The organism is Pseudomonas nabeulensis, assembly GCF_004682045.1.
GTDB classification, from domain to species: domain Bacteria; phylum Pseudomonadota; class Gammaproteobacteria; order Pseudomonadales; family Pseudomonadaceae; genus Aquipseudomonas; species Aquipseudomonas nabeulensis.
In genome coordinates, this window is record NZ_QUZT01000012.1 from 47,517 (window position 1) to 72,187 (window position 24,671).

The following is a 24,671-nucleotide window of genomic DNA, read 5'->3' on the forward strand; positions in this document are numbered from 1 at the left end:
TAAAGCAACACAGATCAAATGTGGGAGGGGGCTTGCCCCCGATGGCGGTGTTCAGGCAATACATGTGCTGACTGAACCACTGCTATCGGGGGCAAGCCCCCTCCCACATTTTGACTGTGCGCTACCTTGAGGTCAGCGGCGCTTCGCGGTCCATCATTTGGCCGACCAGCATCACGCCCAGTTCGCTTAATTGATGGATAGCCAGGGCCACGTCGCGGTGTTCGCCGGTGAGGTCGTTGGACAGGTTGAGCAAGAGGGTGCGCACGGAGGAGAAGGTCTCGTAGCTGTTGAGCACGAGGGTCTCGGTGGGGAGGTTGGGGGTAACGGTGAATAACATGCTTTTCGTTCTCTGATAGGGCCGTCACCTATTCGCTACTAAACGAGGGCGGCAGCTGTACGCAGGTTAGTAGACCGGGAACGAAAGCAAAAACCGGCGCACCCAAAGGTGCCCTGCGCACAGCTACCATAAGATTTTGGAGCCTTGCACATGCTTTCGTCTGACTGGGCTACTAAACCCGACCACTGAGAATTCAGCGACCCGAGAACCTTAAGAGACACCCCGCCAGACGCACAAGCCGGCGGATTCTGGCGTACCTGTAGGCAACGTTACAAGGCTCAACCCCTATTGCCAGACCCGTCCTACAGCCTCTGTGGGACAAATCCAAATTCCCCATGTGAAATGCAATACAAATGTGGGAGGGGGCTTGCCCCCGATGACAGTGGGTCAGCCAATACATCTGGTGGCTGATACACCGCTATCGGGGGCAAGCCCCCTCCCACAGGGGATCTCAGTTGCCTGTCAGATCAGGCGTTTTCCAGCAGGTTATGCAGCTCCACAAACTGCTGCGTCAGCTTGTGCCGAGGGTCCAGGTGGATCAGCGGTTTGCTCTCCTGGTGCGACTCACGCATGCGCACGGAACTGGCCAGGTACACCGGCAACACCGGCAAGCCCTCTGCAATCAACTCATCCAGCATCTGCTGCGGCAGGCTTGCGCGGGCCTGGAACTGGTTGACCACGATGCCTTCCACTTCGAGGCCTTCGTTGTGGTCTTCCTTCAATTCTTCGATTTCAGACAACAGGCCATACAGCGCCTGGCGCGAAAAGCTGTCGCAGTCGAAAGGGATCAACACGCGATCAGCGGCGATCAACGCCGAAACCGCATAAAAATTCAGCGCCGGCGGAGTATCCAGGTAAATCCGGTCGTAGTCCTCGGCCAGCTCGTCCAGCAACTTTCGCAGCTTGTTGATCTTGTGCTTGGCCTCAAGCTTGGGCTGCAAATCGGCCAGTTCTGCGGTGGCGGTGACAACGTGCAGGTTGTCGAACGGTGTTTCGTAGATATCCACCTTGTTCTTCTTGGAAAACGGCCCGGAAGACAGGGTTTGCTTGAAAAAATCCGCGATCCCCATGGGGATATCGTCGCCCGTCAGCCCGGTCAGGTACTGGGTGGAGTTGGCTTGTGCATCGAGGTCGACCAACAGGGTTCGATAGCCTTCGCTGGCACTGACTGCTGCCAGGTTGCAGGCAATGCTGGACTTGCCCACACCGCCTTTCTGATTGAACACCACGCGCCGCATGGAAAAACCTCCGTGTATCAATGAATGTCCGAGTGTAGAGGGCAAAAGCGCCTGTTAGCTACCTCGTTCATCCATGCATTGCTGCATTGCCGGCCATTGGCGCAATAGCTGTCATCCGTCGGCGACTCAATAAAGAGAACGGTCCGACAATCCTTTCAAGCCTCAGGTAAAGGACAATCTGCAAATCTTTCCCAGCAAATTGTATTCAGCCTTGAACAATTCTTTACCAAAGTTTGCTAGAACCCCACTGCACCGGGATAATGCGCGCCATTCGGCCATTGCTCCCTGTCCCGGTATTCGGGGCCACCACTGGCTGCACATGGAAGCCCGCAGGGGCGGGATAACGTCTCAGTGATCACTTTCAACATCGCCCAATGGCGCGCCTGGGCCCCAGGGCTCGAAAGCGCGGACGACTGGCAAACCTGGTGCCAGGCCCCGGTGTTGCTGCCCGCCAGCGAAGCTTCGCCCGACGTGTCATTTCTGCCGGCCATGCAGCGCCGTCGCCTGAGCCGCCTGGCACGCATGGCGTTCAGCGTGGGTTGGCCACTGGCCGAGGGCCTGCAGGACCTACCGCTGGTGTTCATCTCCCGACATGGCGAAACCCCACGCACCCTCGATATCCTCAGCGATCTGGCCAACGAACAGCCTCTGTCGCCGACCCAGTTCAGCCTGTCGGTGCATAACGCGGTGATTGGCCTGTGGTCGATCCTGCGCAATGAAACCAGCGAAATGACCGCCCTCGCCGCCGCCGGCGACGGCCTGGAGCACGGCATGCTCGAAGCCGCCGCACTGCTCAACGAAGGCGCCCCTGCGGTGTTGCTGGTGATCACCGAAGAACAGCCACCCGAGGCCTACTCCAGCTGGATCCATGACGTGCCCTTCCCCTACGCCCTTGGCCTGTTGCTGACACCGGGCGACGAATGGCAGCTGGAACTGCGTACGGGCACTGTCCAACCCTCGCAAAACCAGTGGCCCCACGCCCTGAACCTGCTGCGCACCCTGCTCAACCAGCAGGCCACTTGCCAACATGCCTGGAAGAACCGTGTATGGAACTGGCAACGCAAGCCGTGACCGACAAGCCGCGGGACGCCTATTACTGGCGCCTGCTCGCCACCGCCGCCAGCTTCTTCCTGTTCGGCGTTGGAGGCCTGTGCCTGCGTTTGTTGGTCTTTCCGTTGCTCAGTTGCCTGCCGGGCAGTGCCGAAAAGCACCGCCGCCGCGCCCGCCACACCATCAGCAAGTTGTTCTGGCTGTTTATCCGCCTGATGCAACGTGCAGGCGTGCTCACCTACAGCGTCGAAGGCGCCGAAAAGCTCGGCCGCCCTGGCCAGATGATCATCGCCAACCACCCGTCGCTGATCGATGTGGTGTTCCTGATCGGCCTGGTGCGCCAGGCCAACTGCGTGGTCAAACAGAGCCTGTGGCAGAACCCCTTTACCCGTGGGCCGGTGCGTGACGCCGGCTACATCAGCAATGACGGCAGCGCCGAAATGCTCGATGCCGCCGCCGATGCCCTGCGCGAAGGCCAGACCCTGATCATCTTTCCCGAAGGCACCCGCACCACGCCCGGCGCGGCGCCTGCCTTTCATCGCGGGGGCGCCGCCATTGCCCTGCGCGGTGCGACAATCGTCACCCCCGTGGTGATCAAGGTCAGCCCTACCACGCTGACCAAGGCTGAACCCTGGTATCGCATCCCAAAATGCCGCGTGCACTTCAGTTTGCGGGTGGGTGCCGATATAGAACCACAGGCGTTCGCCACACTGGGGCCCGCGCCCCAGGCCTCACGCAAGCTCAACGATTACCTGCACCACTATTTTATTAAGGAGCTCGCCGAAGATGAGCGACCAACACCGCCTTGAGCACGACATAAAGGCACTGATCATCGAAGCCCTGGGCCTGGAAGACATCAGTGTCGACGACATCGGTAGCGAGCAGACCCTGTTCGGCGAAGGCCTCGGCCTGGATTCGGTAGATGCCCTGGAATTGGGCCTGGCGATCCAGAAAAAGTACGGTATCAAGATCGATGCCGACGCCAAGGACACCCGCAATCACTTCACCAACGTGGCCAGCCTTGCGGCATTTGTCACGGCCAGACAGGCAGCTTGAGACCGGACCATGCAAACTCGTGACGATATTTTCAACACCCTGCGCGATGCCTTGGTGGAACTGTTTGAACTGCCGCCGGAGCGCGTCACCCTCGACGCCAACCTGTATCAGGACCTGGAAATCGACAGCATCGACGCCGTCGACTTGATCGACCATATCAAGCGCCAGACCGGCAAGAAAATCGCTGCCGAGGAATTCAAGGCCGTGCGTACTGTGAACGACGTGGTTGAGGCGGTGTACCGCCTGGTGCAACCGGCCGCATGAGCCGGCTGATCGGCCTTGGCCTGTTGTTGGCGGGGCTGCTGTACCCCTTTGCGGTGTATTACGGCACCGAGCACTTTGCACCGTGGCAATTCGGTCTGTTGCTGGGCAGCCTGTGGCTGTTGCGCGCACTCACCGGCGCGCGTCGTCCCGGCAGCCGCTGGATGGCGGTGGCGGTGATTGTGTTCTGCCTGCTGTTGGCCTGGTTCGACAACCCGCACCTGCTGCGCTGGTACCCGAGCCTGGTCAGTGCGTTCATGTTGGCGCTGTTCGGCTTGAGCCTCAAATACGGCCCGCCGATGGTGGAGCGCCTGGCACGCATGACCGACCCGGTGCTGCCGCCCCACGCCGTTGTGTATACCCGCCGGGTCACCGTGGTGTGGAGTGTGTTTTTTCTGTGTAATGGCCTGCTTGCCGCCGCCCTCACCCTGTGGGCGCCGCTGAGTTGGTGGACGTTGTACAACGGCCTGATCGCCTACGGGCTGATGGGGCTGTTGTTTGCCGTGGAATGGCTGGTACGACAAAGGGTTCGAGGCCGCGTATGAAAGGGTTGAAACTTGAGCACTTGCTGCTTGAGCCGTTGGAACAGCGTGGGGTCACTTACGAACCTGCGATGAATCATGCACAGCTGTGGGAGCAATCCCTGAGCCTCGCGGCGGGCTTGCAGGCGCGTGGCATCCAGCGCCTGGCGGTGTACCTGGAAGACGCCGGCCTGCTGGCGATTGCCCTGCTGGGCGCCTGGCGGGCCGGGGTCGACGTACTGCTGCCCGCCGACCTGCAACCGCAAACCCGCCACCGTTGGGATGAGGCGGTTGATGCCTGGCTGACAGAAGCTGCGGACCTCGACACGCTGTATCAAACGCCGTTGAGCCCTGCCCCCCTCGATTTGGATACGTGCCAGCTAAGCCTGTGCACCTCCGGCTCCAGCGGCGAACCCAAACGCATCGACAAGACCCTGCGCCAATTGGCCAATGAGGTAGAGGCGCTGGAAGCCTTGTGGGGCGCAGAGCTCAAAGAGGCCTGCATCATCGGCAGCGTCGCTACCCAGCATATCTACGGTTTGCTGTTCCGCGTGCTGTGGCCGCTGTGCGCCGGGCGTACCTTCGTGCGCAAACAGCTGGCCTTCCCCGAAGACTTGCAACGCGCCAGCCGTGAGCACACGCAGTTCGCCTGGGTGGCCAGCCCGGCGCTGCTCAAACGCATGGGCGACAACCTTGACTGGCCGGCGCTGAGCCAAGTGTCGCGGGTGTTTTCTTCCGGTGGCGCGCTGCCGGTAGAGGCCGCCGGCGACCTGTACGACCGCCTGCAACAATGGCCCACGGAAATCCTCGGCAGCTCGGAAACCGGCGGCATCGCCTGGCGCCAGGGTGCGCAGCCGTGGCAGCCGTTCGCCGATGTGGAGCTAAGCCAGGACGCCGATGGCGCGCTGCGCATCGCCTCGCCTTATCTGCCCGCCGGGCATATCGAACAGACCGCCGACGCTGCACGTATCCATGCCGATGGCCGCTTCGAACTGCTGGGTCGCCTGGACCGCATCGTCAAGCTGGAAGAAAAACGCATCTCCCTGCCCATGCTGGAACAGGCACTGATGGCTCACCCGTGGGTCGCCGAGACACGCCTGGGCGTGGTGCAAGAAAACCGCGCCTCCCTCGGCGCTCTGGTGGTACTGAGCGCCGAGGGCCTGCATGCCCTGCGCAATCAGGGCCGGCGCACGCTGACCCAAACCTTGCGCCAGCACCTGAGCCAACATTGCGAAGCGCTCGCCCTGCCCCGTCGCTGGCGTTTGCTGCGGCAATTGCCGCTGACCAGCCAAGGCAAGCTGCCCCAGGCACACGTCGAGGCACTGCTGTTGGCGCCACGGCCAAAAGCCCCGGAAGTCCTGGAGCAAGTCGAAGCCGACGGCGAGTGGACCCTGCAACTGAGCATCCCGCCTGACTTGGCGTATTTCAGCGGCCACTTCCCGGTCACGCCGGTGCTGCCGGGGGTGGTGCAGGTGGAATGGGCGTTCAATCTGGGCCAGCAACTGCTCGACCTGCCGGCGACGTTTGCCGGGATGGAAGTGCTCAAGTTCCAGCAGTTGGTAAGACCGGGCGACCGGATCGAATTGCACCTGCGTTTTGACCAGGAGCGCAGCAAGCTGTACTTCGCTTATCGCAACGGCGTTGCGGCCTGCTCCAGCGGTCGCATCCTGTTGGAGACCAGCCAGTGAACCCGCGTCTGTGGCGAGGGAGCTTGCTCCCGCTGGGCTGCAAAGCAGCCCCAATACAGGTAACCCAAATAACCCTGGAAAATCTCGGTGCCTGGGTTGGGAGCGCTGCGCACTCCAGCGGGAGCAAGCTCCCTCGCCACAAAGGTCAACACCATGCATAAGCCCTGCGCCCTGATCCCGGTCTACAACCACGAAGCGGCCGTGCCCGCCGTGGTCCAGAGCCTGCTCAGCAGCGACCTGCCGTGCCTGCTGGTCGACGACGGCAGCAGCCCGGCCTGCGCAGCGGTGTTGGCACAACTGGCCACGCTAGACAACGTCACCCTGTTCACCCTGCCCACCAACCAGGGCAAGGGCGGCGCCGTGATGGCCGGCTTTCGCGAGGCCGCACGCCTGGGCTTTACCCACGCCCTGCAAGTGGACGCCGACGGCCAGCACGACCTGCGCGACGTCACCCTTTTCCTCGACGCCTCCCGCACCCACCCCAACGCGGTCATCTGCGGCTATCCCGAATACGACGACAGCGTGCCCAAGGGCCGCCTGTACGCACGCTACCTGACCCACGTGTGGGTGTGGATCAACACCCTGTCGCTGCAAATCCGCGACTCGATGTGCGGCTTTCGCGTGTACCCATTGGCCCCCGTACTGGCGCTGATGGACTCGGCGTATATCGGCACGCGCATGGATTTCGACTCCGACATCCTCGTGCGCCTGGCCTGGCGCAACCAGCCGATGCGCTGGCTGCCAACCCGTGTGCATTACCCCGCCGATGGCCTGTCGCACTTCCGTTTGTTCCGCGACAACGTACGTATCTCGGCCATGCACACCCGGCTGTTCTTCGGCATGCTGGTGCGTGCGCCGATGATCCTGTGGCGACGGTGGCAAGCATGAGCGACAGCACCAAGCACTGGGCCGACCGCGAGGAGCGCGGCAGCTATTGGCTGATGAAACTGACGGCGTTTGCCGCCAAAGTCCTCGGCCGACGCCTGTTGAGTCCGGTGCTGTATGGCATCGTCTTGTACTTCTTCCTGTTTGGCCGCACGGCGCGCCAGAGCGCCTGGCAGTACCAGCAACGCCTGGCCGACTGGAGCGGACGGGATGACCTGCGCCCCACCCACCGCCGGGTCTTCGGCCAGTTCATGGCCTTCGCCGACTCCCTGCTCGACAAGCTCGATGTGTGGAATGGCAAGCTGCGCCTGGAACAGATCGAGATCAACGACCCAGCCCAATTGCGCGGGCAGTTGCGGGGCGAACGCGGGCAGATGCTGGTGGGTGCGCACCTGGGCAACCTGGAAGTGTGCCGCGCCCTCGCCGAAATCGGCGAACAGGTGACCATGAACGTGCTGGTGCACACCAAGCACGCCGAACAATTCAACCGCCTGCTGGGCGAAGCCGGCGCGACCCATTTGCGCCTGATCCAGGTCAGCGAACTGGACCCGGCCACCATGCTGCTGCTCAGCCAGCGCTTGGACGACGGCGAGTGGCTGGCCATTGCCGGCGACCGCGTACCGCTGCACGGCGGGCGCACGGTGCGGGTGGACTTCCTCGGCCACGACGCCGCATTCCCCCAGGGCCCGTGGCTGCTGGCCGGTTTGCTCAAGTGCCCGGTGAACCTGCTGATGTGCCTCAAGCACAACAACCGCTACCGCCTGACCATCGAGCCGTTCGCCGAGCGGATCGAGTGGAAACGTAATACCCGCGAGCAGGTCATAGCCCTGTGGACCGCGCGCTACGCCGCACGCCTGGGCCAGTTCTGCCTGGAAGCGCCCCAACAATGGTTCAACTTTTACCCTTTCTGGAAGACCGATGACGACGCATCTTGAGCCGGTAACCTTTGGCGAACGCGCTCTGCGCATTGAGGACGTACTGGCCCTGGCCAACCGTCAGGCGCCGACCCACTTGCAGGGCGACACCGCCTATCGCCAGCGTATCGCCAAGGGCGCGCAGTTCCTCGACTCGCTGCTGGACAAGGAAGGCGTCATCTACGGCGTGACCACCGGCTACGGCGACTCATGCGTGGTGGCGGTGCCGCTGCAACACGTCGAGGCGCTGCCCCGTCATCTGTACACCTTCCATGGTTGCGGGCTGGGCAAGTTGCTGGATGCCCAAGCCACCCGTGCGGTGTTGGCCGCGCGCTTGCAGTCGCTGTGCCACGGCGTCTCCGGCGTGCGCGTGGAGCTGCTGGAACGCCTGCACGCGTTCCTTGAACACGACGTGCTGCCGCTGATCCCGGAAGAAGGCTCGGTAGGCGCCAGCGGTGATTTGACCCCACTGTCCTACGTGGCCGCGACCTTGTCCGGCGAGCGCGAAGTGATGTTCCGTGGCGAACGCCGCCAAGCCGCTGACGTGCACCGCGAGCTGGGCTGGGACCCGCTGGTCCTGCGCCCGAAGGAAGCCCTGGCGCTGATGAACGGCACCGCCGTAATGACCGGCCTGGCCTGCCTGGCCTTCGCCCGCGCCGATTACCTGCTGCAACTGGCCACGCGCATCACCGCGCTGAACGTGGTGGCGCTGCAAGGCAACCCGGAACACTTCGACGAGCGTCTGTTCGCCGCCAAGCCGCATCCGGGGCAGATGCAAGTGGCGGCGTGGCTGCGCAAGGACTTGGCGATTGACGCGCCGACCGCGCCGCTGCATCGCTTGCAGGACCGCTATTCGCTGCGCTGCGCGCCCCACGTCCTCGGTGTGTTGGCCGACAGCCTCGGCTGGCTGCGCGGGTTCATCGAGACCGAACTGAACAGCGCCAACGACAACCCGATCATCGATGCCGAAGAAGAGCGCGTGTTGCACGGCGGCCACTTCTACGGCGGCCATATCGCGTTCGCCATGGACAGCCTCAAGACCCTGGTGGCCAACGTCGCCGACCTGCTCGACCGCCAGCTCGCGCTATTGGTAGACGTGCGCTACAACCACGGCCTGCCCAGCAACCTGTCCGGCGCGCCAGCGGATCGCGCCATGATCAACCACGGCTTCAAGGCCGTGCAGATCGGCACCAGCGCCTGGACCGCCGAAGCACTGAAAAACACCATGCCGGCCAGCGTGTTCTCGCGCTCCACCGAATGCCATAACCAGGACAAAGTCAGCATGGGCACCATCGCCGCCCGCGATGCGATCCGCGTGCTGGAGCTGACCGAACAGGTCGCCGCCGCCACCCTGCTCGCTGCCAACCAGGGTGTATGGCTGCGCGCCCAGGCCGAGGATGCGCGTCCACTGCCGCCCGCATTGGCCGCGATGCATGAACAACTGGCCAACGACTTCCCGCCGGTCATAGAAGACCGCGCCCTGGAAGGCGAGTTGCGCCTGTGCCTGCAACGCATCGCCGAGCAACACTGGAGGCTGCATGCGTAGCCCCGGCGTACTGCATTGCGACACCCAAATCCTCGTGCCGTTTTTTGACGTCGACACCATGAACGTCGTGTGGCACGGACATTACGTGAAGTACCTGGAAGTGGCGCGCTGTGCGTTGCTGGACAAGATCGGCCACAACTACACAGCCATGCTTGAAGCGGGTTACGCGTGGCCAGTGATCGACCTGCAACTGCGCTATGTGCGCGGCGCGGTGTTCGGCCAGACCATCAACGTGCGCGCCAGCCTGGTGGAGTGGGAGAACCGCTTGAAGGTCAATTACCTGATTACCGACGTGGCCAGCGGCGAGCGTTTGACCCGCGCCAGCACGGTTCAGGTGGCAGTGGAAATCGCCAGCCGTGAGATGCAGCTGGCCTCCCCCAAAGTATTCACAGACGCCGTAGAGAGAGCCTTGAAATGAGAACCCCTGTGGGAGGGGCGGTGCGACGATTCGACTTGCCCCCGATGGTCGTCAACGATAACGCGATTCGCCTGATACTCCGCAGCGTCCTCAGGCTCATCGCGGGCAAGCCCGCTCCCACATTTTTGATCGGGTTGTTGCTGAGTTTCAGTGCTCACGCTTTCGACTTGCAGCAATTGAGCGATCAGTTGGCCAAACCCTCCGTCATCCACGGCAGCTTCATCCAGGAAAAACACCTGCGTGCCCTGCCCCAGCCCTTGGTGAGCAAAGGCACCTTCGTGCTGGCCAAGGACCACGGCCTGCTGTGGTTGCTCAAGACCCCACTGCAACAGGACTACCGCATCAGCGCCCAAGGCATTGCCCGTCGTGATGCCAACGGCTGGCAGTTGCTGCCGAACAAGAGCGCCGGCGCCGAGCAGAATCGCCTGTTCCTTGCCGTGCTCCAGGGTGACAGTAGCGGCCTGCAACGTGACTTCGAACTGCAACTGCAAGGTGAAGCCAAGCAGTGGAAGCTGACCCTGATTCCACGTTCACTGTTGCTCAAGCAGGTCTTCACCCAGATCAATATCGACGGCGGCGACCTAGTACAAAAAATCGAGCTGCTGGAAACCCAGGGTGACAGCACCGTATTGCGCATGCAGGACAGCCACGCCGACCTGCCCTTGAGCGAAGCCGAGCAACATGACTTTGCCCAGTGAGCGCCTGCTGCCGCGCCTGTTCCTGATCCTGCTGGTGGCCGTGCTGGCCCTGGCCGGCTGGCAGTGGCGCCACGGTGCGCCGTTGTCGGCCAACTTGATGGAACTGGTGCCGGGCAACACACCCGACGCCCTGGAACTGCAAGCGGAACAACGCATGCAGGAACCGCTCAACCGCGAAATGCTGGTACTGGTGGGGCATGCCGACCGCCAGCAAGCAGTGGCGATGGCGCAACAGTTGGGCGAGCGCTGGCAGGCCAGCGGCCTGTTTGAAAAGGTACAGTGGAACCTGCAAGCCGACCTGCCGGCCTTGCGCGAACAACTGCTGAACGGCCGCCTGGCGATGCTCTCGGCCAAGGATCGCCAGCAACTGGTCGAGCAACCCGACGCGTTTATCCAACAGCGCGTGCAAGCCCTGTTCGACCCCTTCACCGGGTTCAGCCTAGTACCGAGCCAGGACGACTGGCTGGGCCTGACCGGACGCATCCAGAACAGCCAGCCACAACGCGGCTCGGTGCAACTGGATATCGGCAGCGGCGCGCTGATCGCCGATGCCGACGGCAAAAGCTGGGTGCTGTTGCGGGCGCGCACCACCGGCAATGCTTTCGATATGAAACTGCCGTTGCAAGTGGCGGACCTGCTCCAGGCCAGCCGCGCACAAGCCGCCCAGCAAGACGCGCAATTGCTCGCCGCCAGCGGTCTGCTCTACGCCGCCAATGGCCAGCAGCAAGCCACGCGGGAAATCACTTGGGTGGGTGGCGGCGCCACCGTCGGCATCCTGTTGTTGCTGCTGCTCGCCTTCCGCCGTTGGCGCGTATTGCTGGCGTTCGTGCCGGTGCTGGTGGGCATGCTGTTTGGCGCGGTGGCCTGTGTGGCGCTGTTCGGCCATATGCATGTGATGACCCTGGTACTGGGTTCCAGCCTGATCGGCGTGGCGGTGGATTACCCGCTGCACTATCTGTCGAAAAGCTGGAGCATGCAGCCCTGGCGCAGCTGGCCGGCGCTGCGTATCACCTTGCCGGGATTGAGCCTGAGCCTGGCCACCAGTTGCATCGGCTACCTCGCGCTGGCCTGGACACCGTTCCCGGCGCTGACCCAGATCGCCGTGTTCTCTGCTGCTGGTTTGATCGGTGCTTATCTGTCGGCCGTTTGCCTGCTACCGGCGCTGCTCAAGGGCGTCGAGTTGCGCCCGGCGCAATGGCCGCTGCGCATCGCCGAAGGTTTGTGGCAGGTACGTACGGCCTTGCTCACGCGCGTGCCAAGCCCGGCGCTGCTGGTGTTGGTGCTGCTGTTTTGCGCGGGTGGCCTGTGGCACTTGAACAGCAAGAACGACATTCGCCAGTGGATCGGCGCCCCGCCGCAGTTGCTGCAAGAAGCCCAGGCCGTAGCACGGATTACCGGGTTCCAGCCCACCAGCCAGTTCTTCCTGGTGCGCGCCGAAAACCAACAGCAGTTGCTGGAGCGTGAGAGCGCCCTGGGCCAACGCCTGGACCAGTTGGTGAACATGGACAAGCTCCAGGGTTACCTGGCCCTCAACCAACTGGTCAGCCTGCCCGCCGAGCAACAGCAGGTGCGTGATGCCCTGAACAACCTCCCGCAACATTGGCAACCGCTGCTGGACCTCGGCGTACCCGCCAGCGCTTTGCAAGCGGAAGTGGCGCAACTGCAAGCGCTGCCCACCCAAGACATCGACGCTGCGCTGAAAGGCCCGCTGGCCGAGCCTTGGCGCACGTTGTGGCTTGGCCAAGTAGAGGGCGGCGTGGCCGCGATGGTCAGCCTGCAAGGCTTGAACAACCCGGCGCTCTTGCGCGTGCAGGCCCTGGATTTGCCAGGCGTGCAGCTGGTAGACCGCCTGGGTGACTTGAACCGGGTGTTCGCCGACACACAAATCAGCGCCGCTGAATTGAAGTTGATGTCGTGTGTGTTGATCGTGCTGTTGCTGATCCTGCCGTTCGGCTTCGGCGGCGCGTTGCGCATCGTCGCGCTGCCGCTGCTGGCGGCGCTGTGCAGCTTGGCCAGCCTCGGTTGGCTGGGTCAGCCACTGACGTTGTTCAGCTTGTTCGGGTTGCTGCTGGTCACGGCCATCAGCGTCGACTACGCGATCCTGATGCGTGAGCAGATCGGCGGCCCTGCGGTCAGTCTTCTGGGTACATTGCTGGCGGCGCTGACGACCTGGTTGTCGTTCGGCTTGCTGGCCGTGTCGAGTACACCGGCTGTGAGTAATTTCGGCCTGTCGGTCAGCCTGGGCCTGGCATTCAGCTTTATGCTGGCGCCCTGGGCTGGCCAACAGAAACACGCCTTATGACTATGATTATCGCCAAAGCGGCAAGGAGCCCTCGTGCCCACAGTTGAAATGGAACGTCGCCAGGTGGTGGTGATCGGTGCCGGCCCGTCCGGGGCCATCGCCGCCGCGCTGCTAAAGCGCAAAGGGCATGATGTATTGATCATCGAGCGCCAGCATTTCCCGCGCTTCTCGATTGGCGAAAGCCTGTTGTCCCACTGCATCGACTTTATCGAAGAAGCCGGCATGCTCGACGCCGTGCAGGCCGCCGGGTTCCAACTGAAAACCGGTGCGGCGTTCGCCTGGGGCGAGCGCTACAGCGCGTTTGATTTCGGCGATACCTTCAGCAACGGCAAGCCCACCACGTTCCAGGTGCAGCGTGGCGAGTTCGACAAGTTGCTGGCCGACCAGGCTGCGCTGCAAGGCGTGGAGATTCGCTACGGCGAAACCATCGTCGGCGTGGATTTCAAAGGCGAGTGCCGCTACCTGCACGTACGCCGCGAGAACGGCAGCGAGTACCACCTCAAGGCCAGGTTCGTGCTCGACGCCAGCGGCTACGGCCGTGTGCTGCCGCGCCTGCTGGACCTCGACTTGCCGTCGGATTTCCCGGTACGCCAGGCGGTGTTCACCCACATCGAAGACCGTATCGAACATCCCGGTTTCGACCGCACCAAGATCCTCATCACCACCCATCCGACGCAGCGCGATATCTGGTTCTGGACCATCCCGTTCAGCAACGGGCGTTGCTCGGTGGGCGTGGTCGCGGCCAAGGAACATTTTGACGGTCGCGACAGCGACCTCGATGCCTGCCTGCGCGGCTTTATCGATGAAACCCCAAGCCTCTCCGGCGTGCTGCAAAACGCCGTGTGGGACACCCCGGCACGCACCATCGGCGGTTACGCAGCCAACGTCAAATCCCTGCACGGGCCGGGCTTTGCGCTGTTGGGCAATGCGGCGGAGTTCCTCGACCCGGTGTTCTCTTCCGGTGTGACCATCGCCATGCGCTCGGCGAGCATGGCCGCGGCGCTCTTGCATCGCCAATTCAGCGGCGAAACGGTGGACTGGCAAACCGAGTTTGCCGAGCCGCTCAAACGCGGTGTCGACACCTTCCGCTGCTACGTCGAAGGCTGGTACGCCGGCACCTTCCAGGATGTGATTTATCACCCTGACAGTTCGCCGGAGATCCGCCGCATGATCTGCTCGATCCTCGCCGGCTACGCGTGGGATGAGCGCAACCCGTTTGTCAGCGAACCCAAGCGGCGGTTACGGATGCTGTCGGAAATTTGTGCGGGTGAGCCGGTATGAGCAGCCCTTCTCTTGAAAAAAACTACTTGAGCAAAAACTACGTCGAAGAAACCAGGTTCGGCTTCTGGTTCCTACGCAGCCACACCTGGCAGCACCATGTGTTGCGCGTGGCGATCAACGATCTGCGCAGCTTGTTCACTGGCCCGTTGCCTGAGGCGCCGGTATTGCTGGACGCCGGTTGCGGCCAGGGCAAGTCCTTCAAGCTGTTGCAACAGGTATTTGCTCCATCGCGCCTGATCGGCCTGGATGCCGACCCCCACAGCCTGGAGTTGAGTAGGGCCGAAGCAGCGCGCCAGGGCATGGCCGTGGAGTTGATCGGCAGCGACTGCGCCACTCTGCAAGTGCCGGATGAAAGCGTCGATATCCTGTTCTGCCACCAGACCTTCCACCACTTGGTCGAACAGCACCGCGCGCTCAAAGAGTTCTACCGCGTGCTCAAGCCCGGTGGTTATCTACTGTTTGCCGAGTCCACCGAAGCCTACATTGACACCTGGGTGATCCGTTGGCTGTTCCGCCACCCCATGCACGTGCAAAAAAGCGCCGACGAATACCTGGAGATGCTCCGCGAGCAGGGCTTTGAATTTGGCGCGCAGAACGTTTCGTACCCGTATCTGTGGTGGAGCCGCTCCAGTGATTTCGGCCTGCTGGAGCGCTGGGGCCTGCGCAAGGCGCCGCCGGTGGGCCAGCGTGAAGAAACCCTGGTCAACTGCGTCGCGCGCAAACCCTTGGCGAGCGTCGCCCCATGATGCGCGTGTTGCTGATCGGCTGCCTGTTGCTGCTGAGCGCCTGCGCCAGCCAGCCCCCGCTGCCCGAGAAAACCCCCACCCTGGCGCTGCCGATGCAATTGCATGTACAGCGCCTGGCCGATGGCCAGAGCCAGGATTGGTTGCTGGTGATCCAGCGCGAAGGCGGCGGTATCCGCTGGTCGATGATGGACCCGTTGGGCATCCCCCAGGCCCGGCAAAAGTTGATTGACGGGCAGTGGCAGGCCGATGGCTTGCTGCCGCCCAATCCCCAGGCCCGTGAGCTGTTTGCAGCGCTGCTGTTTGCCCTGACGTCGGCGGATCATTTACGCGTCTACTATCCCACCGCCCAGGCCAGGGACCTGACGCGTACGCTGCCCGGCCATTGGCAGATCGTGTATCAGTCTTCCGAAGTGTTCAGTGTGAACATCAGCGGGCAACCACTGAGCTATCGCATCACACCGCTGGGGGCCGCCCAATGACCGCCTACCTCAATGCCCTCGGCGTGATCTGCGCTCTTGGCCGTGGCGAGGATGAAGTGCGCCGCAATCTGTTTGCCGGTGACTGCTCGGGCATGCGTGCCGAAAGCGGCTGGGTGCCGGAGCGTGTATTGCCGGTGGGCAGCGTACAGGGCGAGTTGGCGAGTATCCCGCCGGAACTCGGTCAGCAAAGCAGTCGCAATAACCAGTTGTTGCTGGAGGCGGCGTTGCAGATCGAGGGCGAGCTTCGCCGGGCGATCCAGATTTACGGGGCGGCGCGGGTCGGCATTGTGCTGGGCACCAGCACCTCGGGCATCGACGAAGCCAGCCGTGGCATTGCCCATTACCTACGGGAAAAGCAATTCCCCGGGGACTACGACTATCAGCAGCAAGAGCTCAGCGCTCCGGCGAATTTTCTCGCCGACTGGCTGCAACTGAGCGGCCCGGCGTATGTCATTTCCACCGCCTGCACCTCCAGCGCCCGCGCGCTGATGAGCGCCCAGCGCTTGCTGGACCTGGGGGTGTGCGACGCAGTGATCTGCGGCGGCGTGGACAGCTTGTGCAAGCTGACGCTGAACGGGTTTACCTCACTGGAAGCGGTATCGAACGAACGCTGCAACCCGTTTTCGGTGAACCGTAACGGCATCAATATCGGCGAAGCGGCGGTGCTGTTCCTGATGACTCGGCAACCGGCGGCCATCGCCCTGCTGGGCAGCGGCGCCAGTTGCGATGCGCATCATATTTCTGCCCCCGAACCCAGCGGCAAAGGCGCACTGCAATCCATGCGCAAAGCCTTGGCCAGCGCGAAATTGAAACCCAAGCAAATCGGCTACCTGAACCTGCACGGCACCGCCACCCAACACAACGACGCTATGGAGAGCCTGGCCGTCGCCGAGCTGTTCCCACGCGGCGTGGCCTGTTCGTCAACCAAACCCATGAGCGGCCACACCCTGGGCGCAGCCGGTGCGTTGGAAGCCGCGTTCTGCTGGTTGAGCCTGGTTCACAACCGCGTGCCACCCCATGTGTGGGACGGCCAACCCGACCCGGCCTTGCCCGCCCTGAAATGGGCCCGTGCCGGCGACACCCTGAAACAGCGCCGCCTGATGAGCAACTCGTTTGCCTTCGGCGGCAACAACGTCAGCCTGATTATCGGAGAGGCCCCATGATCGATTGGCCACTCGCTGAACTGCTGCCCCATGCCGGCGACATGATCCTGATCGATCAGGTGTTGTCGTTCGATGAAGAGCAGATTCACACCCGCGTGACCGTCACGCCCGGCGGCCTGTTCAACCGTGCGGACGGCAGCCTGCCGGCCTGGGTCGGCATTGAGCTGATGGCGCAAAGCGTCGCCGCCTACGCCGGTTGCCGTGCGCGCCAGAAAGGCGAAGCGGTGGAACTGGGTTTCCTGCTGGGCACACGCAAGTATGAGTGCAACGTGGAGCACTTCCCGGCCGGCGCCGAGCTGACCATCCACGGCCTGCGCTCCCTGGAAGACGACAACGGCATGGGTGTGTTCGAATGCCACCTCACCGGCAGCGGTATCCGGGCCAGCGCCCGCTTGAACGTATTTCGACCGCCCCAGGCGGCCAACTATTTAGATGAATCGAAGGACGCAACGCCATGACTGAATCCGTACTGGTCACCGGCTCCAGCCGTGGCATCGGCCGCGCCATTGCCCTGCGCCTGGCGCAGGCCGGGCATGACATTGTGCTGCACTGCCGCAGCGGGCGTGCCGAAGCCGATGCGGTGCAAGTCGAGATTGAAGCCCTGGGCCGCAAGGCGCGGGTACTGCAATTCGATGTGGCGGATCGCGCCGTGTGCAAGGAAATCCTTGAAGCGGATGTGGAGCAACATGGCGCCTATTACGGGGTAGTGCTCAACGCCGGGCTGACCCGCGACGGCGCCTTCCCGGCCTTGTCGGAAGACGATTGGGACGTGGTGATGCGCACCAATCTCGACGGTTTCTACAACGTGCTGCACCCGGTGATGATGCCGATGATTCGTCGTCGCGCCGCTGGCCGTGTCGTCTGTATCACCTCGGTCTCCGGCTTGATCGGCAACCGTGGCCAGGTCAACTACAGCGCCTCGAAGGCCGGTTTGATCGGCGCGGCCAAAGCGTTGGCCATCGAGCTGGGCAAGCGCAAGATCACCGTCAACTGCGTCGCACCGGGGTTGATCGACACGGCGATGCTGGATGAGAACGTACCGGTGGAAGAGCTGATGAAGATGATCCCCGCGCAGCGCATGGGCACCCCGGAAGAAGTCGCCGGCGCGGTGAATTTCCTGATGTCCGCCGAAGCGGGCTATATCACCCGCCAGGTGTTGGCCGTCAACGGAGGCTTGTGCTGATGAAACGCGTCGTTGTCACCGGCATGGCCGGCATGACCTCACTGGGCGGGGACTGGGACACCATCTCGGCCAACTTTCGCGCCAACCGCAGCGGCATCCGCCGCATGGACGAGTGGGACCGTTTTTCCGAATTGAACACGCGCCTGGCCGGGCCGATTGACGATTTTGTCGTGCCGGCCCACTGGACCCGCAAGCAGCTGCGCAGCATGGGCCGCGTCTCGCGCCTGGCGGTGTGGGCGGCGGAGCAGGCGTTGCAGGATGCGGGCTTGCTCGGCGACGAGTCGATCAAGGACGGGCGCATGGGCGTGGCCTGTGGCTCGTCCACCGGCAGCACCGACGAGATCAAGGCGTTCGGCAACATGCTGCTGAACTCGGTGGCCGAGGGGCTGAATGCCAACTCCTATGTGCGCATGATGCCCCACACCACGGCGGCGAATATCAGCATCTTCTTTGGCCTCACCGGGCGGCTGATCCCCACGTCCAGCGCCTGCACCAGCGGCAGTCAAGGCATTGGCTATGCCTACGAGGCGATCAAGTTCGGACGCCTGCCGTTGATGCTGGCCGGCGGTGCCGAGGAGTTGTGCCCCACCGAAGCCATGGTGTTCGACGCGCTGTACGCCACCAGCCTGAAAAACGATGCGCCACAAACCAGCCCGCGCCCTTACGACAGCGGACGCGACGGCCTGGTGATCGGTGAAGGCGGCGGCATGCTGGTGCTGGAAGAGCTGGAACATGCCCTGGCACGCGGTGCGCATATCCACGCCGAACTGGTCGGTTTCGGTAGTAATGCCGACGGCCAGCACACCACACGGCCCGAGCAGAAAACCATGCGCCGCGCCATGGAGCTGGCGCTGGAAGATGCCGGGCTGACCCCGGATGCCATCGGCTATGTCAACGGTCACGGCACCGCCACCGACCAGGGCGATATCGCCGAGACCCTGGCCACCAGCAGCCTGTTCGGCAACCGCATGCCCATCAGCTCGCAAAAGAGCTTCCTCGGCCACACCCTGGGTGCCTGTGGCGCGCTGGAGTCGTGGTTCAGCATCGAGATGATGAACCGCAACCAGTATGTGCACACCTTCAACCTGGATTCGGTCGACCCGCAATGCGGTGAGCTGGATTACCTGCAAGGTGAGTTCCGCGAGATGCACAACGACTACGTGATGAACAACAACTTCGCCTTTGGCGGCGTGAACACGTCGCTGATCTTTCGCCGCTGGTCCTGACTTTTTAACCGATTGGAGAATACGGAATGTCTTCCTTGCTACGCGCCACCCTGATCACCCTGGCCCTGTTGACCACGGCCGGCTGCACCAACAAGCCGATCCTCAACACCCAGCACGACCTGACGGCTGACACCCAGGTCAGCGAAGAAAAAATGAAAACGCTGATCGTCAACGCCCTGCAAAAACGCGACTGGACGGTACAACGCCTGAGCCCCCAACTGGTGCAGGCCGAAATCACCGTGCGTAACCAGTACTACGCCGCCATCGACATCCGCTACACCCGTAACAGCTACGCCATCACCTACCGCGACAGCCGCGACCTGGGCTACAAGGACGGCAAGATCCATCGCAACTACAACCGGTGGGTGAGCATGCTGGATCGCGACATCATGGCCGCGTTGCGCAGCAATGGTACGAATGAGGCGGGTTCGGCGGCGCAGTTGTTTGAGCAAACCGGCACCACCAAGTAACACTGGGACCGCCCCCCTGTGGCGAGGGAGCTTGCTCCCGCTGGAGTGCGCAGCAGCCCCAACACAATCACCGCAATGCTTCCCGCAGACCGCGGTGTCAGGTTTTAGGGCTGCTGCGCAGCCCGGCGGGAGCAAGCTCCCTCGCCACCAACAACTCCACAAACGCCTGCGCCATCGGTGATTGCGCGCCCTTGCGCTGCACCAGCCACACCGCCGTCATCGCCTCCTGATCCAGCAGCGCGCGATACACCACCCCGTCAATGCGGATGCGCTGGTAAGACGCTGGCAATACCGACACCCCCAACCCTGCCGCCACCAGGCCGATAATGGTCATCGCCTCCCCGGCTTCCTGGGCAAAGTGCGGGCTGAACCCGGCATCCCGCGCCAGGTTGAGTAGCTGGGCATACAGACCACTGCCATAGGTACGCGGGAAAAACACAAACGGTTCCTCGGCCAACTGCGCCAGGTGCAAGCCACGCTCACTGCCCGTCACCAAAGGATGGCCGGCATTCAAGACGGCCACCAGCGGTTCGCGCATCAGTTCGACGACGCTCAATGAATCCGGCAACGGCAGCGGACGCATCAATCCCACCTGAATGGACTCATCCACCAACGACTCGGCGACTTGCGTGCTGCTCATCTCTTGAAGATTCAGATGCACCGCCGGGAACGCCTGGCGGAACGCAAAGATCGCCTGGGGAATGCTGGAGTTGAACGGTGCCGATGAGGTGAAGCCGATTTTCAATTCCCCCAGCTCGCCCAACTGCGCGCGGCGCGCCACATCCGCCGCCTTGTCGACCTGCGCCAGCACCAATCGCGCCTCTTGCAGGAACAGTCGACCCGCCTCGCTCAGCTCGACCCGACGATTGGTACGCTCAAATAACCGCGCGCCCACCTCCAATTCCAGTGCCTGAATCTGCTGGCTCAGCGGCGGCTGCGAGATGCCCAGCACCTGCGCGGCCCTGCCAAAATGCAGTTCTTCGGCGACGGCAATGAAGTACCGCAAGTGACGTAATTCCATGCCAGCCTCATTAGGTCGTTAAAGCTATCAAACAGGTCGAACAATATATTGGAAAGAATCATTAGCCAGCTATATGCTTTTTTGCAATGCCGGTCCCGGCACGCCCTTCCTCCCCGAGGTCCCCGTGAAAGCTGCTGTCGCTCCACTCGCTCAAGAAGTCCCGCCCACTGCCCTGGATGAAGTTGTCGCCCAGCTTAACGAGCAGTACATCGAAAAAGGCACGCCGATGTTCATGCGCACCGTGCTGGCACTGTTCTCCGGTGGGTTCGCCACCTTTGCTTTGCTGTATTGCGTGCAGCCGATGATGCCGGCGTTGTCCCATGAGTTTTCCATCAATGCAGCGCAGAGCAGCCTGATTCTGTCGGTGGCCACGGCGATGCTGGCGTTCGGTCTGTTGATCACCGGACCGATTTCCGACCGGCTGGGGCGTAAACCGGTGATGGTCTCCGCGCTGTTCTGCGCCGCGCTGGCGACCATCGCCAGCGGCCTGATGCCGACTTGGGAAGGCATCCTGTTGATGCGTGCGCTGGTCGGCCTGTCTCTGAGTGGCCTGGCCGCCGTGGCCATGACCTACCTCAGCGAAGAGATCCACCCGCAACACATCGGCCTGGCCATGGGCCTCTACATTGGTGGCAACGCGATTGGCGGCATGAGCGGACGCTTGATCATGGGCGTGCTGATCGACTTCGTCAGTTGGCACACCGCCACACTGATCATCGGCGCCCTGGCGCTGATCGCCGCCACAGTGTTCTGGAAGATCCTCCCCGAATCGCGGAACTTTCGCGCCAGCAGTCTCAAGCCACGCAACCTGTTAAATGGTTTTGTCATGCACTTCAAGGACGCCGGCCTCCCATGGTTGTTCCTCGAAGCGTTCCTGCTGATGGGCGCGTTCGTGACGATGTTCAACTACATCGGCTATCGCCTGCTGGCCGATCCGTATGACCTGAGCCAAGCCGTGGTGGGCCTGCTGTCGCTGGTGTACCTCTCGGGTATCTACAGTTCGGCGAAAATCGGCTCCCTGGCCGACCGCCTTGGCCGCCGTCGTGTGTTGTGGGGCACTATCGTGTTGATGCTCGCCGGCATGGCTCTGACCCTGTTCACCCCGCTGTGGCTGGTGGTACCGGGCATGCTGATCTTCACCTTCGGCTTCTTCGGCGCCCACTCGGTGGCCAGCAGCTGGATTGGCCGCCGCGCCGTGAGGGCCAAGGGGCAGGCGTCGTCGCTGTACCTGTTCTGCTACTACGTGGGGTCGAGTATTGCGGGGACGGCGGGCGGGTTCTTCTGGCACTTTGCCGGGTGGAATGGGATCGGGGCGTTTATCGTGGCGCTGTTGATTGGCGCGCTGCTGGTGGCATTGAAGTTGGCGAAGTTGCCGCCGTTGGGGAAAGTACAGGCCTGAGGACTTCTGGCTTTTAATGTGGGAGGGGGCTTGCCCCCTCCCACATTGGTTTTGTGTGTTAGTCGTGGTATTGCGCGGACAGTTCGTGCACCGCTTGCAGGAACGCGCCCGCATGCTCCGGATTCACTTCCGGCGTGATGCCATGGCCGAGGTTGAACACATGCCCGGTGCCCTCGCCATAACTGGCCAGGATGCGACCGACCTCGGCGCGGATCGCTTCCGGTTTTGCGTACAGCACGGTCGGGTCCATGTTGCCTTGCAGGGCTACGCGGTTGCCCACGCGCCGACGGGCTTCGCCCAGGTCGCAGGTCCAATCCAGGCCCAGGGCATCGGCGCCAGCATCGGCAATGCTCTCCAGCCACAGGCCGCCGCCCTTGGTGAACATGATCACCGGCACCTTGCGGCCTTCGTGCTCGCGGATCAGGCCACTGACGATCTTGCGCATATAGGCCAGGGAGAACTCCTGATACGCCGCAGCAGACAGGTTGCCGCCCCAGGTATCGAAGATCTGCACCGCTTGCGCGCCCGCCTTGATCTGGCCGTTGAGGTAGGAGGTGACCGACTGCGCCAGCTTGTCCAACAGCAGGTGCATGGCTTGCGGGTTGTCGTAGAGCATGGCCTTGGTCTTGCGGAAGTCTTTCGACGAGCCGCCTTCGACCATGTAGGTGGCCAGGGTCCACGGGCTGCCGGAGAAGCCGATCAGCGGCACGCGGCCGTTAAGCTCACGGCGGATGGTGCTGACGGCGTCCATCACGTAGCCCAGGTCTTTGTGGGGATCAGGGATCGGCAGGGCTTCGATATCGGCCAGGGTGCTGACGACTTTCTTGAAACGCGGGCCTTCGCCGGTTTCGAAGTACAGGCCTTGGCCCATCGCGTCGGGAATGGTGAGGATGTCGGAGAAGAGGATGGCCGCGTCCAGTTGTGGATAACGGTCCAGCGGCTGCATGGTGACTTCGCAGGCGAACTCCGGGTTCATGCACAGGCTCATGAAATCACCGGCGTTGGCGCGACTGGCGCGGTATTCCGGCAGGTAGCGACCGGCCTGGCGCATCATCCACACAGGGGTGACGTCCACGGGTTGCTTGAGCAGGGCGCGAAGGAAACGGTCGTTCTTGAGGGCAGTCATGTCGGCATCCGCAAAAAAAGTGCGGGCATTTTCTCAGAGCCGGACGCAAAAGGCACGGAATGCGCCGTGCCTTTTGTCTATAGGGTTGATTTGCGACAGTATCTTGAACCTGCACAAAACAAATGTGGGAGGGGGCTTGCCCCCGATTGCAGTGTGTCAGCCAATGAATTGGGTGACTGATACACCGCCATCGGGGGCAAGCCCCCTCCCACAGTTTGATCCCATTTCAAACCAAGATCAGGGTCAGACTTGCAGGTAATCCAGGATCCCTTCGGCAGCATTGCGCCCTTCGAAGATCGCGGTCACCACCAAATCAGACCCGCGCACCATGTCGCCACCGGCGAAGATCTTCGGGTTGCTGGTCTGGTGCTTGTACTGGCCTTGTTCCGGGGCTACAACGCGGCCCTGGCTGTCGGTCTGGATCTGGAACTGATCGAACCACGGCGCCGGGCTTGGGCGGAAACCGAAGGCGATGACCACGGCGTCCGCCGGGATGATCTCTTCGGAACCCGGGATCGGCTCGGGGCTGCGACGGCCACGGGCGTCCGGTTCGCCGAGACGGGTCTCGACCACCTTCACGCCTTCAACGCGGTCTTCACCCACGATGGCAATCGGCTGGCGGTTGTAGAGGAATTTCACGCCTTCTTCCTTGGCGTTCTTCACCTCTTTGCGCGAACCGGGCATGTTGGCTTCGTCACGACGATAGGCGCAGGTCACCGACTTGGCGCCCTGGCGGATCGACGTGCGGTTGCAGTCCATCGCGGTGTCACCACCGCCCAGCACCACGACCTTCTTGCCTTTCATGTCGACGAAATCTTCCGGCGACTTTTCAAAGCCCAGGTTGCGATTCACGTTGGCGATCAGGAAGTCCAACGCGTCGTACACGCCCGGCAGGTCCTCACCGGCAAAGCCGCCCTTCATGTAGGTGTAGGTGCCCATGCCCATGAACACGGCATCGTACTCTTCGAGCAGTTGCTCCATGGTCACGTCTTTGCCGATCTCGGTGTTCAGGCGGAACTCGATGCCCATGCCGGTGAACACTTCGCGACGGTTGCTCAGTACGGTCTTTTCCAGCTTGAACTCGGGGATGCCGAAAGTCAGCAGGCCGCCGATTTCCGGGTTCTTGTCGAACACCACCGGGGTCACGCCGCCACGCACCAGCACGTCGGCACAACCTAGGCCAGCAGGGCCGGCGCCGATGATGGCAACGCGTTTTCCGGTCGGCTTGACCTTGGACATGTCCGGGCGCCAGCCCATGGCGAATGCGGTGTCGGTGATGTACTTCTCCACCGAGCCGATGGTCACCGCGCCGAAGCCGTCGTTAAGGGTGCACGCACCCTCGCACAGACGGTCTTGCGGGCACACCCGGCCACACACTTCCGGCAGGGTGTTGGTCTGGTGCGACAGCTCGGCGGCGGCGAGGATGTTGCCCTCGGCCACCAGCTTGAGCCAGTTGGGAATGAAGTTGTGCACCGGGCACTTCCATTCGCAATACGGGTTACCGCAACCCAGGCAGCGGTGGGCCTGGTCGGCCGAGTGCTGGGGTTTGAAGGGTTCGTAGATTTCCACGAACTCTTTCTTGCGTTGACGCAACAGTTTCTTCTTCGGATCTTTGCGCCCGACATCGATGAACTGGAAGTCGTTATTCAGACGTTCAGCCATG

Annotated in this window: 26 protein-coding genes; 21 read left to right on the forward strand and 5 right to left on the reverse strand. The window is 62.6% G+C overall.

Annotated features, from left to right (window positions below; genetic code table 11):
- Positions 1-121: 121 nt before the first annotated feature.
- Both DYL61_RS08960 and DYL61_RS08970 read right to left on the reverse strand, forming a co-directional pair.
- A complete protein-coding gene (locus DYL61_RS08960; protein ID WP_135308034.1) occupies positions 122-337 on the reverse strand; it encodes a DUF6124 family protein in 216 nt (71 codons plus the stop codon).
- Positions 338-804: 467 nt separating this feature from the next.
- Positions 805-1,575: a ParA family protein gene (locus tag DYL61_RS08970; protein WP_105695088.1), complete on the reverse strand. Its 771-nt coding sequence runs from the start codon at positions 1,573-1,575 to the stop codon at positions 805-807.
- A 351-nt stretch (positions 1,576-1,926) separates the two neighbouring features.
- Between DYL61_RS08970 and DYL61_RS08975 the strand changes: the two genes are divergently transcribed.
- The 20 genes from DYL61_RS08975 (at position 1,927) to DYL61_RS09070 (ending at position 19,462) form a co-directional block, all read left to right on the forward strand.
- Positions 1,927-2,646: a beta-ketoacyl synthase chain length factor gene (locus tag DYL61_RS08975; protein ID WP_135308036.1), complete on the forward strand. Its 720-nt coding sequence runs from the start codon at positions 1,927-1,929 to the stop codon at positions 2,644-2,646.
- On the forward strand, positions 2,622-3,434 hold the full coding sequence (locus tag DYL61_RS08980; protein ID WP_135308037.1) for a lysophospholipid acyltransferase family protein: 813 nt from the start codon (positions 2,622-2,624) through the stop codon (positions 3,432-3,434). Before DYL61_RS08975 ends, DYL61_RS08980 begins: the two co-directional genes overlap by 25 nt.
- Positions 3,412-3,681, forward strand: coding sequence for a phosphopantetheine-binding protein (locus tag DYL61_RS08985; RefSeq protein WP_058423641.1), 270 nt, complete (start codon positions 3,412-3,414; stop codon positions 3,679-3,681). The genes DYL61_RS08980 and DYL61_RS08985 overlap by 23 nt, the downstream gene beginning before the upstream one ends.
- Before the next feature lie 9 nt (positions 3,682-3,690).
- Positions 3,691-3,945, forward strand: coding sequence for an acyl carrier protein (locus tag DYL61_RS08990; protein WP_003187949.1), 255 nt, complete (start codon positions 3,691-3,693; stop codon positions 3,943-3,945).
- A complete protein-coding gene (locus DYL61_RS08995; protein ID WP_135308038.1) occupies positions 3,942-4,487 on the forward strand; it encodes a COG4648 family protein in 546 nt (181 codons plus the stop codon). Before DYL61_RS08990 ends, DYL61_RS08995 begins: the two co-directional genes overlap by 4 nt.
- Positions 4,484-6,151, forward strand: coding sequence for an acyl-CoA synthetase family protein (locus tag DYL61_RS09000; protein WP_135308039.1), 1,668 nt, complete (start codon positions 4,484-4,486; stop codon positions 6,149-6,151). Before DYL61_RS08995 ends, DYL61_RS09000 begins: the two co-directional genes overlap by 4 nt.
- Before the next feature lie 153 nt (positions 6,152-6,304).
- On the forward strand, positions 6,305-7,039 hold the full coding sequence (locus tag DYL61_RS09005) for a glycosyltransferase family 2 protein (protein WP_135308040.1): 735 nt from the start codon (positions 6,305-6,307) through the stop codon (positions 7,037-7,039).
- Positions 7,036-7,971: an LpxL/LpxP family acyltransferase gene (locus DYL61_RS09010; protein ID WP_135308041.1), complete on the forward strand. Its 936-nt coding sequence runs from the start codon at positions 7,036-7,038 to the stop codon at positions 7,969-7,971. Before DYL61_RS09005 ends, DYL61_RS09010 begins: the two co-directional genes overlap by 4 nt.
- On the forward strand, positions 7,955-9,496 hold the full coding sequence (locus DYL61_RS09015; RefSeq protein ID WP_135308042.1) for an HAL/PAL/TAL family ammonia-lyase: 1,542 nt from the start codon (positions 7,955-7,957) through the stop codon (positions 9,494-9,496). Before DYL61_RS09010 ends, DYL61_RS09015 begins: the two co-directional genes overlap by 17 nt.
- Entirely contained in the window at positions 9,489-9,914 is a 426-nt protein-coding gene (locus DYL61_RS09020) for an acyl-CoA thioesterase (protein WP_135308043.1), read from the forward strand. Before DYL61_RS09015 ends, DYL61_RS09020 begins: the two co-directional genes overlap by 8 nt.
- A 44-nt stretch (positions 9,915-9,958) precedes the next feature.
- Entirely contained in the window at positions 9,959-10,612 is a 654-nt protein-coding gene (locus DYL61_RS09025; protein WP_135308085.1) for an outer membrane lipoprotein carrier protein LolA, read from the forward strand.
- Positions 10,602-12,914, forward strand: coding sequence for an MMPL family transporter (locus DYL61_RS09030; RefSeq protein ID WP_193559434.1), 2,313 nt, complete (start codon positions 10,602-10,604; stop codon positions 12,912-12,914). Before DYL61_RS09025 ends, DYL61_RS09030 begins: the two co-directional genes overlap by 11 nt.
- Before the next feature lie 33 nt (positions 12,915-12,947).
- Positions 12,948-14,195: an NAD(P)/FAD-dependent oxidoreductase gene (locus tag DYL61_RS09035; RefSeq protein ID WP_135308045.1), complete on the forward strand. Its 1,248-nt coding sequence runs from the start codon at positions 12,948-12,950 to the stop codon at positions 14,193-14,195.
- Complete coding sequence (locus DYL61_RS09040; protein WP_135308046.1) at positions 14,192-14,941, forward strand: class I SAM-dependent methyltransferase; 750 nt, start codon at positions 14,192-14,194, stop codon at positions 14,939-14,941. Before DYL61_RS09035 ends, DYL61_RS09040 begins: the two co-directional genes overlap by 4 nt.
- On the forward strand, positions 14,938-15,420 hold the full coding sequence (locus DYL61_RS09045) for a hypothetical protein (protein WP_135308047.1): 483 nt from the start codon (positions 14,938-14,940) through the stop codon (positions 15,418-15,420). Before DYL61_RS09040 ends, DYL61_RS09045 begins: the two co-directional genes overlap by 4 nt.
- Positions 15,417-16,583, forward strand: a complete 1,167-nt coding sequence (locus DYL61_RS09050; RefSeq protein ID WP_135308048.1) for a beta-ketoacyl-[acyl-carrier-protein] synthase family protein — start codon at positions 15,417-15,419, stop codon at positions 16,581-16,583. The genes DYL61_RS09045 and DYL61_RS09050 overlap by 4 nt, the downstream gene beginning before the upstream one ends.
- Positions 16,580-17,041 carry a hotdog family protein gene (locus DYL61_RS09055; RefSeq protein WP_135308049.1) on the forward strand — a complete coding sequence of 154 codons (462 nt, stop codon included), beginning with the start codon at positions 16,580-16,582 and terminating at the stop codon, positions 17,039-17,041. The genes DYL61_RS09050 and DYL61_RS09055 overlap by 4 nt, the downstream gene beginning before the upstream one ends.
- Positions 17,038-17,766, forward strand: coding sequence for a 3-oxoacyl-ACP reductase FabG (gene fabG / locus DYL61_RS09060; protein ID WP_135308050.1), 729 nt, complete (start codon positions 17,038-17,040; stop codon positions 17,764-17,766). Before DYL61_RS09055 ends, fabG begins: the two co-directional genes overlap by 4 nt.
- Positions 17,766-18,992, forward strand: coding sequence for a beta-ketoacyl-ACP synthase (locus tag DYL61_RS09065; protein WP_135308051.1), 1,227 nt, complete (start codon positions 17,766-17,768; stop codon positions 18,990-18,992). Before fabG ends, DYL61_RS09065 begins: the two co-directional genes overlap by 1 nt.
- 26 nt (positions 18,993-19,018) lie before the next feature.
- Complete coding sequence (locus tag DYL61_RS09070; RefSeq protein WP_135308052.1) at positions 19,019-19,462, forward strand: hypothetical protein; 444 nt, start codon at positions 19,019-19,021, stop codon at positions 19,460-19,462.
- Between the two features lie 97 nt (positions 19,463-19,559).
- Here DYL61_RS09070 and DYL61_RS09075 read toward each other — a convergent pair whose 3' ends face one another.
- Positions 19,560-20,483 carry a LysR family transcriptional regulator gene (locus DYL61_RS09075; protein ID WP_135308053.1) on the reverse strand — a complete coding sequence of 308 codons (924 nt, stop codon included), beginning with the start codon at positions 20,481-20,483 and terminating at the stop codon, positions 19,560-19,562.
- Between the two features lie 124 nt (positions 20,484-20,607).
- On the opposite strand from DYL61_RS09075, the gene DYL61_RS09080 reads away from it, so the two are divergent.
- Positions 20,608-21,882 carry an MFS transporter gene (locus DYL61_RS09080; protein ID WP_135308054.1) on the forward strand — a complete coding sequence of 425 codons (1,275 nt, stop codon included), beginning with the start codon at positions 20,608-20,610 and terminating at the stop codon, positions 21,880-21,882.
- Positions 21,883-21,940: 58 nt separating this feature from the next.
- Here DYL61_RS09080 and hemE read toward each other — a convergent pair whose 3' ends face one another.
- Positions 21,941-23,008 carry a uroporphyrinogen decarboxylase gene (gene hemE / locus DYL61_RS09085; RefSeq protein ID WP_135308055.1) on the reverse strand — a complete coding sequence of 356 codons (1,068 nt, stop codon included), beginning with the start codon at positions 23,006-23,008 and terminating at the stop codon, positions 21,941-21,943.
- Between the two features lie 243 nt (positions 23,009-23,251).
- Positions 23,252-24,670: an FAD-dependent oxidoreductase gene (locus tag DYL61_RS09090; RefSeq protein WP_135308056.1), complete on the reverse strand. Its 1,419-nt coding sequence runs from the start codon at positions 24,668-24,670 to the stop codon at positions 23,252-23,254.
- Position 24,671 lies beyond the last annotated feature (1 nt).